The sequence below is a fragment of the Novosphingobium sp. B-7 genome, assembly GCF_000410615.1.
Classification (GTDB): Bacteria; Pseudomonadota; Alphaproteobacteria; order Sphingomonadales; family Sphingomonadaceae; genus Novosphingobium; species Novosphingobium capsulatum.
Window position 1 is genome coordinate 1 of record NZ_KE148491.1, and the last position, 7,866, is coordinate 7,866.

6 protein-coding genes and 1 pseudogene are annotated in these 7,866 nt (G+C 64.8%); 6 read left to right on the forward strand and 1 reads right to left on the reverse strand.

The annotated features are described in order from the left end of the window. The 3 genes from H926_RS33830 to clpX form a co-directional block, all read left to right on the forward strand. Positions 1 to 209 (forward strand): hypothetical protein (locus H926_RS33830; protein WP_043610887.1); only part of this gene is annotated, 209 nt, incomplete at its 5' end. Positions 210 to 334: 125 nt separating this feature from the next. Continuing rightward, a complete protein-coding gene (clpP, locus tag H926_RS0121450; RefSeq protein ID WP_022678078.1) occupies positions 335 to 1,030 on the forward strand; it encodes an ATP-dependent Clp endopeptidase proteolytic subunit ClpP in 696 nt (231 codons plus the stop codon). Between the two features lie 148 nt (positions 1,031 to 1,178). Further along, positions 1,179 to 2,435 (forward strand): ATP-dependent Clp protease ATP-binding subunit ClpX, encoded by a 1,257-nt coding sequence (gene clpX / locus H926_RS0121455; RefSeq protein ID WP_022678079.1) that lies wholly within the window; start codon positions 1,179 to 1,181, stop codon positions 2,433 to 2,435. Between the two features lie 247 nt (positions 2,436 to 2,682). Here the strand turns inward: clpX and H926_RS0121460 are convergent, their stop codons facing one another. Then, the gene (locus tag H926_RS0121460; protein ID WP_022678080.1) at positions 2,683 to 4,773 is read right to left on the reverse strand and encodes a S9 family peptidase; all 2,091 of its coding nucleotides are present in this window, start codon (positions 4,771 to 4,773) and stop codon (positions 2,683 to 2,685) included. A 113-nt stretch (positions 4,774 to 4,886) separates the two neighbouring features. On the opposite strand from H926_RS0121460, the gene H926_RS0121465 reads away from it, so the two are divergent. The 3 genes and pseudogenes from H926_RS0121465 to H926_RS32750 all read left to right on the forward strand — a co-directional run. Beyond that, positions 4,887 to 6,686, forward strand: a complete 1,800-nt coding sequence (locus H926_RS0121465) for an aminopeptidase P family protein (RefSeq protein ID WP_028658329.1) — start codon at positions 4,887 to 4,889, stop codon at positions 6,684 to 6,686. A 64-nt stretch (positions 6,687 to 6,750) separates the two neighbouring features. Further along, complete coding sequence (locus H926_RS0121470) at positions 6,751 to 7,128, forward strand: VOC family protein (RefSeq protein ID WP_028658330.1); 378 nt, start codon at positions 6,751 to 6,753, stop codon at positions 7,126 to 7,128. A gap of 468 nt (positions 7,129 to 7,596) precedes the next feature. Further along, positions 7,597 to 7,866: pseudogene (locus tag H926_RS32750) on the forward strand (hypothetical protein); the annotation flags it as partial.

A 7,866-nucleotide genomic window follows, 5' to 3' on the forward strand; every position in this document is an offset into this window, starting at 1 on the left:
ACCGCGCGCCGGTCGTGCCGCGCCAGGGCCTGCTCGATGCCATGGCCGCCAGTCTGGGCGACGCGGGTCGATTCCTGGCACGGCTGCTGCCAGGTAGCAGGCGCAGCCGCGAGTTGCGCGAGCGGGTGGCCCGAACCGAGGCCCGCCTGCGGGCGATGGAAGCGCAACTGGCTGCACTCGAAGCCCTGCGGGCGCGGGTGCAGGTCTGACCACGCGGCGAAAGGCGCCCGAATCTGGTCCAATATCCACGCATTCCCGCGCATTCGCGGTTAATGCCCTTGAACATCCTTTGCTGGCACGCGACATAGGCCATCGCAACCAGATGAGGATTCCCATGCTCGACGTGTTCGGCAGCAGCTCTGCCCAAGGAAAGTTCCACGCTGATCCGGTGACTGGCGCGCTCGTCCCGGTCGTCGTCGAGCAGACCAGCCGTGGCGAACGCAGCTTCGACATTTTCAGCCGCCTGCTGCGCGAACGCATCGTCTTCGTGACCGGCCAGGTGGAAGACCACATGGCGTCGCTGATCGTCGCCCAGCTTCTGTTCCTCGAGTCGGAAAATCCCTCGAAGGACATCTCGATGTACATCAACTCGCCCGGTGGCGTGGTGACGGCGGGCATGGCGATCCATGATACCATGCAGTACATCCGCCCGCGCGTGTCGACCGTGTGCATCGGCCAGGCCTGCTCGATGGGCAGCTTCCTGCTCGCCGCGGGCGAACCGGGCATGCGCATCGCGCTGCCGCATGCGCGAATCATGATCCACCAGCCTTCGGGCGGGGCGCAGGGCATGGCTTCGGATATCGAGATCCAGGCCCGTGAAATCCTGCGCATCAAGAAGCGCATGAACGACCTCTATGTGAAGTACACCGGCAAGAGCCTGGAAGAGGTCGAGAAGGCGATGGACCGCGATACCTTCCTTGAAGCCGACGAGGCCCTGGCCTTTGGCCTGGTCGACAAGGTGTTCGAATCGCGTCCCCAATCTGAACAGGTCGGCGTCGAAAGCGGTACCGGCGGGGCCCCTTCGGCCTGATTTTCTCTTCTGCCCCGGCTCCTTAAGCGTTGCGAAAGGAGCCGCGTGGCAGATAACACCACCTCGTTTCGTGTCCGGTTGATTAATACCCTTGGGGTAGTAGGATAGCCGGGCCCGCCCCTCGTGGAGGGGCGCCTGGGATTGAAGAATGACAAAGCTTTCCGGATCGGACTCTAAAAGCACGCTCTACTGCAGCTTCTGCGGCAAATCGCAGCATGAGGTGCGCAAGCTCATTGCCGGGCCGACGGTCTTTATCTGCGATGAGTGTGTCGAGCTGTGCAACGACATCATCCGGGAAGAGACCAAGCAGGGCATCGCCGGCAAGAAGGACGGTGGCGTTCCCACGCCGCGCGACATCTTCGAGACGCTCAATGATTATGTGATCGGCCAGGACCGCGCCAAGCGCGTGCTCTCGGTGGCGGTGCACAATCACTACAAGCGCCTGAAGCACAGCGGCAAGGGTGGCGACATCGAGCTGTCGAAGTCCAACATCCTGCTCGTTGGCCCCACCGGCTCGGGCAAGACGCTGCTGGCCCAGACGCTCGCCAAGACGTTCGACGTGCCGTTCACCATGGCCGACGCTACCACGCTGACCGAAGCGGGCTATGTGGGCGAGGACGTGGAGAACATCATCCTCAAGCTGCTGCAGGCCAGCGACTACAATGTCGAAAAGGCCCAGCACGGCATCGTCTACATCGACGAGATCGACAAGATCAGCCGCAAGGCCGAGAACCCGTCGATCACGCGCGACGTGTCGGGCGAAGGCGTGCAGCAGGCGCTGCTCAAGCTGATGGAAGGCACCACCGCCTCGGTGCCGCCGCAGGGCGGGCGCAAGCATCCGCAGCAGGAATTCCTGCAGGTGGACACGACCAACATCCTGTTCATCTGCGGCGGCGCCTTTGCCGGCCTGGAAAAGATCATCGCCGATCGCCTGCAGAAGCGTTCGATCGGTTTCGGCGCCCATGTCGCCGATCCCGACAAGCGCCGCGTGGGCGAACTGCTGCAGAAGGCAGAGCCGGAAGATCTTCAGAAGTTCGGCCTCATCCCCGAATTCATCGGCCGTCTGCCGGTCATCGCCACGCTCAACGATCTTGATGTGGCGGCCCTGGTGCAGATCCTGCGCGAACCCAAGAACGCGCTGGTCAAGCAGTACGCCAAGCTGTTTGAACTCGAAGACGTGACGCTGACCTTCACCGACGAGGCACTGGAAGCGATTGCCAAGAAGGCCATCGAGCGCAAGACCGGCGCGCGTGGCCTGCGCTCGATCGTCGAAGGCCTGCTGCTCGATACCATGTTCGATCTGCCCACGCTCGACGGCGTGACCGAAGTGGTGGTGGACAAGGACGTGGTCGATGGCCGCAAGGAGCCGGTCCAGGTCCTCAAGGGCAAGGAACAGGCTGCCTGAGGCTTTCCGTCTCGGAGCTATGAAAAACCCCCGCTGGCGACAGCGGGGGTTTTTGTTTGGGGCAAGCCCAGCAGGCTTGTTGCGCTTGCGCCCGAACACGCGAGGAAAGGGGAGCCAAACCCAAAACACCTCGCCCGTTCGCCCTGAGCTTGTCGAAGGGCGCCATCACGACGCGCCCTGCCAGAGGGCTTCGACAAGCTCAGCCCGAACGGGATCTGATGGACTGAGTTCATCTACGGCTTTGCCTTTAGCCCTCGATGCCCAGTTCGGTCAGCAGGAATGCGAATTCCTCGGCCGCTTCCTTGAGGCTTTCAAAGCGGCCGGATTTGCCACCGTGGCCCGCGCCCATGTTGGTCTTGAAGATCAGCGGATTGCTGTCGGTTTTCAATTCGCGCAGGCGCGCGACCCACTTGGCCGGCTCCCAATAGGTCACGCGTGGATCGTTGAGGCCGGCGGTGACCATCAGTGGCGGATAGGCCTGCGGCTTGACCTGGTCATAGGGCGAATAGGACCGGATCAGGTGAAAGGCGGCCGCATCGTCGATCGGGTTGCCCCATTCCGGCCATTCGCCCGGCGTGAGCGGCAGGCTTTCGTCGAGCATCGTGGCGAGCACGTCGACAAACGGCACATCGGCCACGACCGCGCCAAACAGGTTGGGCGCCTGGTTGATCACCGCGCCCATCAGCTCGCCGCCGGCGGAACCGCCCGAGGCCGAAATCCGCCCCGCCGTGGTAAAGCCATGGTCGATCAGGCCGCGCGCCACGTCGATGAAGTCGTTGAACGTGTTGGTGCGCGCGTCCAGCTTGCCGGCCTTGTACCAGCCCCGGCCCAGATCATCGCCGCCGCGAATGTGGGCAATGGCATAGGCCATGCCGCGATCGAGCAGCGAGAGGCGCGTGGTGGAAAAGCCCGGTCCGATGGCAATGCCATAGGCGCCATAGCCATAGAGATGGAGCGGCCCGCCGGCCGGGCGATCCTTGCGCCACACCACCGAGACCGGCACCAGCGTGCCATCGCGGGCAGGGATATCGAGCCGCGCCGTTTCATACAGGCTGGCATCGTAGCCCGATGGGATTTCCTGCACCTTGAGCCGGGTCAGCGCACGGCTAGGCACGTCATAATCATAGACCGACGATGGGCTGACCATCGATTCGTAGCCCACGCGCAGCGTCTGCGTGGCCCATTCCGGGTTGTCGCCCAGGCTGGCTTCATAGCTCGCCTCGGGAAAGGCGATCGGTTCGATCCGTGCGGGATCGTCGTAATAGCGCACCTCGATGCGATCGAGCCCGCGCACGCGTCCCTCGACGACATAGAAATCGCGGAACAGTTCAAACCCGGTGAGATAGAAATCGTCACTGCCGGCGATCAGCGTGGTCCAATCGGCGGGATCGGCCAGCGGCGCCGTGGCGAGGCGGAAATTCTCGTGGGTGTCGTTGGTGTGGACGAACAGCATCTCCCCGTGCAGGTCCACGTCGTATTCCACGCCCTTTTCGCGCGGACGCACCAGGATCGGCGCCTGGAGCGGATCATCGGCCGGGATCAGGCGCACTTCGCTGGTTTCGTGGTCGCCGGTCGATACGATCAGCCACTTCTCGTTGGCGGAAAGCGCGGCGCCGGCGCGAAAGCCCTCGTCGTCCTCATGGTAGAGCTCCACGTCCTGGTCGAGCGGCTGGCCCAGCCAGTGCAGGCGCACATTGTCGGTGCGCCAGTTCTCGTTGGCGAGGCTATAGACCAGCCCCGTATCGCCCTTTACCCAGATCAGGCCTGAATTGGTGCCGGGGATTTCGTCGGCCAGGATCTCTCCGCTGGCGATCACCTTGATCTGCGCGGTGAAGCGCTCGGAGCCGTTATCGTCCACCGACCAGGCCAGCAGGCGCCCATCGTTGGACACCGAGATGGCACCCAGGCGGAAATAGTCATGGCCCTGCGCCAGGGCCACTTCGTCGAGAAGCAGCTCGTCGGCGCTGCCGTCGTCGGCCGCGTCGATCGGCCGGCGCCACCACTTCTTGTATTCCGCGCCCTCCTCGTACTCGATCCAGTAGACCCAGTTGCCGTCCTTTTGCGGCACGGACTTGTCCGCTTCCTTGATGCGTCCGCGCATTTCGGCAAAGAGCTGGTCGATCAGCGGCTGGCGCGGGGCCATATGCGCCTGGAACCAGGCGTTTTCTGCCTCGAGATGCGCCAGGATTTCGGGGTCCTTGACCTCGGGATAGCCGGGATCGCGCAACCAGGCGTAATCGTCGGTGATCGTCACGCCATGATGGCTGATGCTGTGCGGCTTTTTTGCGGCAACGGGGGGCTGGGCGGCGATAGGGGTGGCTGCGGTCATCTCCGCCATCTATGGTGCCTGTGCCCGGCCTGCAAGGCGCGCCTCTGGCGTCTGCCGCATCAGGTGGTTACAATGCCAACCAGTTACCTGCCCATTACGCCCAAGGACGCCCCGCCATGTTGATGCAAACCCACGAAGCCCGCCTGGAAGCACTGCGCGCCGAGCTGGGACGACGCGGGCTCGACGGCTTCGTCATCCCGATTTCCGACGAGCACATGAGCGAATATGTCGGCGGCTATGCACAGCGGCTGGGCTGGCTCACCGGCTTTGGCGGATCGGCCGGCACGGCGGTGGTGCTCAAGGATCGTGCGGCGATCTTCGTCGATGGGCGCTATACCATCCAGGTGCGCGAGCAGGTGGACGGGCGGCTGTATGAATACCAGTCTGTGCCCCAGACCAGCCCGGCGGCCTGGCTGGGCGAGCATGCGGCGCGCGGCGCGCGCATCGGCTATGATGCCTGGCTGCATGCCAAGCCCTGGGCCGATGGCGTGGCCAAGGCGCTGGAAGCCAAGGGCGCCAGCCTGGTGGCGGTGGACAGCAATCCCATCGACGCTGTGTGGCAGGACCGGCCCGTGCCCTCGGCGGCGCTGGCCGTGCCCCATGCAGATGCCCACGCCGGGCAGAGCGTGGCTGAAAAGCGCGCCATGCTGGCACAGTGGCTGACGGACAACGGCGCCGACGCGGCAGTGGTCACCGCGCTCGATGGCGTGGCCTGGTTGCTCAACATGCGCGGCGCCGATGTCGATCGCACGCCGGTGGCACTGTCGTTCGTGGTGGCCCATGCCGATGGCACGGTCGATCTGTTCATTGCGCCCGAAAAAGTCGATGCCGCACTGGTGGCGCACCTGGGCAATGCCGTGCGCGTGCAGGACCGCGCGGCATTCTTGCCGGCGCTGACGGCGCTGGCGGGCAGGACCGTGGCGGTGGACCCGGAACGCGCGGTCGCGGCTGTGTTCCACGCGCTGGAAGGGGCGGGAGCGCGGGTTCTCACGCTCACCGATCCCACCGTGCTGCCCAAGGCGCGGAAGAACCCGGTTGAACAGGCCGGCCACCGCGCTGCCCAGGCGCGTGACGGGGCGGCGGTGAGCCGGTTCCTGCACTGGCTGTCGGTGGCTGCACCCAAGGGCGGTGAAACCGAACTTTCCGCTGCCGCGCGCCTCCATGCCGAGCGGGAGAAGACCGGCCTGCTCAAGGACCTGTCGTTCGATACGATTTCGGGCGCGGGCCCCAATGCGGCGATCCCGCACTATCGCGTGGACGAACAGTCCAACCGCGCGATTGCGCCGGGCAGCGTCTATCTGGTCGATTCGGGCGGGCAGTATCTCGATGGCACCACCGATATCACCCGCACGGTGTGGATCGGGCCGGGCGAGGCGCCGGCCGAGGTCAAGGACCGCTTCACCCGCGTGCTCAAGGGGCATATCGCGCTGGACCAGGCGGTGTTTCCGCAGGGCACGCCTGGTGGCGCGCTCGACAGCTTTGCCCGCCAGTTCCTGTGGGCGGCCGGCCTCGATTATGCCCATGGCACTGGCCATGGCGTGGGCAGCTTCCTGGCGGTGCATGAAGGGCCGCAGCGCATTGCCAAGGCATCGGGCGCGCAGGCCGGCACCGGGCAGGGCCTGCTGCCCGGCATGATCCTGTCCAACGAGCCGGGCTATTACAAGGCGGGCGAATACGGCATCCGCATCGAGAACCTGATCCTGGTGGAAGAGCGCACGATCGCCGGTGCGGAAGGCGCGTTCTGCGGGTTCGAAACGCTTACCTTCGTCCCGATCGACCGCGCACTGGTGGATGTTGCCCTGCTGACCCCGGCCGAGCGGGCGTGGTGGAACGACTATCACGCGCGCACCCAGGCGCTGCTGGCGCCGCTGCTCGAGGGTGAAGACCGCGCCTGGCTGGAGGCTGCCTGCGCGCCCATCTGATCTTGCGATCGGCTGTGTTCATGATACGTTCTTGTGGTGGCGACTCGCTGCAAGGAGAGCGATGATGATCGGTTATGTCACCCTGGGAACCAACGATCTGGAGCGGGCGGCACCGTTCTACGACGCGCTTGCGGCCGAACTGGGCACGGGGCGCATGTTCGAATGGCCCGGGGCGATTGCCTGGGGTACGGCCGGTGGCGCCGCCGGGGTGGCGCTGATGAAGCCGTTCGATGGGCAGCCGGCCACCGTGGGCAATGGCGTCATGGTCGCGTTCGAAGCCAAGGAGCCGGCGCAGGTCGATCGGCTGCACGCCCTGGCCCTGGCAAATGGCGGCAGCTGTGAAGGCGCTCCTGGCCCGCGCGGTGATGGCGGGTTCTATGCTGCCTATTTTCGTGATCCCGATGGCAACAAGCTCAATGCCTTCGTGATGGGCACGTCCTGAGCCGCACAACCCGGCACAGCGGCGCGGGCGGGGAAGGGGGCTTCGCGCCGTTTGCCGTGAATGTATCGGTCTGATTTCACGGCCTGGACAATCACCCGCCACAATTGCCGGAGATGCAGCGGCTTTGGCGGTTTTCACCGAGCATTTAACTATTTCAAGTTATTGGTTTGGATAGATAGTTGGGTCAGGCGGGAAGCGTGGTCCCCTGCCGAAATGATGCGACAATTGGCGACAAAATACCCCCTGTCCCGACATAATCGCGCGACATCCACGGCCTATACAATGAGCCATGGAAGCTGCGGTGCCCGCCACTTCAGTCCCCACGGCCGGAAGGGGTGTCCCTCCCCCTTAGTCCCTAGCCTCTTTCGGCATGGCGGCGCCGCAGCTTCCTCATCCCCCAGGTCTTTTGCGGTGCCGATACCGTCATCAATGGCGATCGGTGCCCTTGTCTGTCCGGAGTTTGCCCAGATGAAGAAAAGCGTCCTTGGCCTTGGTGGGGCCCTTGCCGCCCTCGCGGGGGCTGGCGCGCTCTATGCCGCCGCAGCCTCCGCGCCGGCACAGGCCGATCCCGCTGCGCCTGGCCGCGCTATGGGCGATGGTGGCATCACCTGGGCGCAGGCCCAGGCGCAAGCCGATGCCCTGTGGCAGAGGATGGACGTGAACAAGGACGGCAAGATCGACCAGGCCGACCGCGATGCGCGCCTCGCGCAGCGGTTCGATGCGATCGACACCAACCAC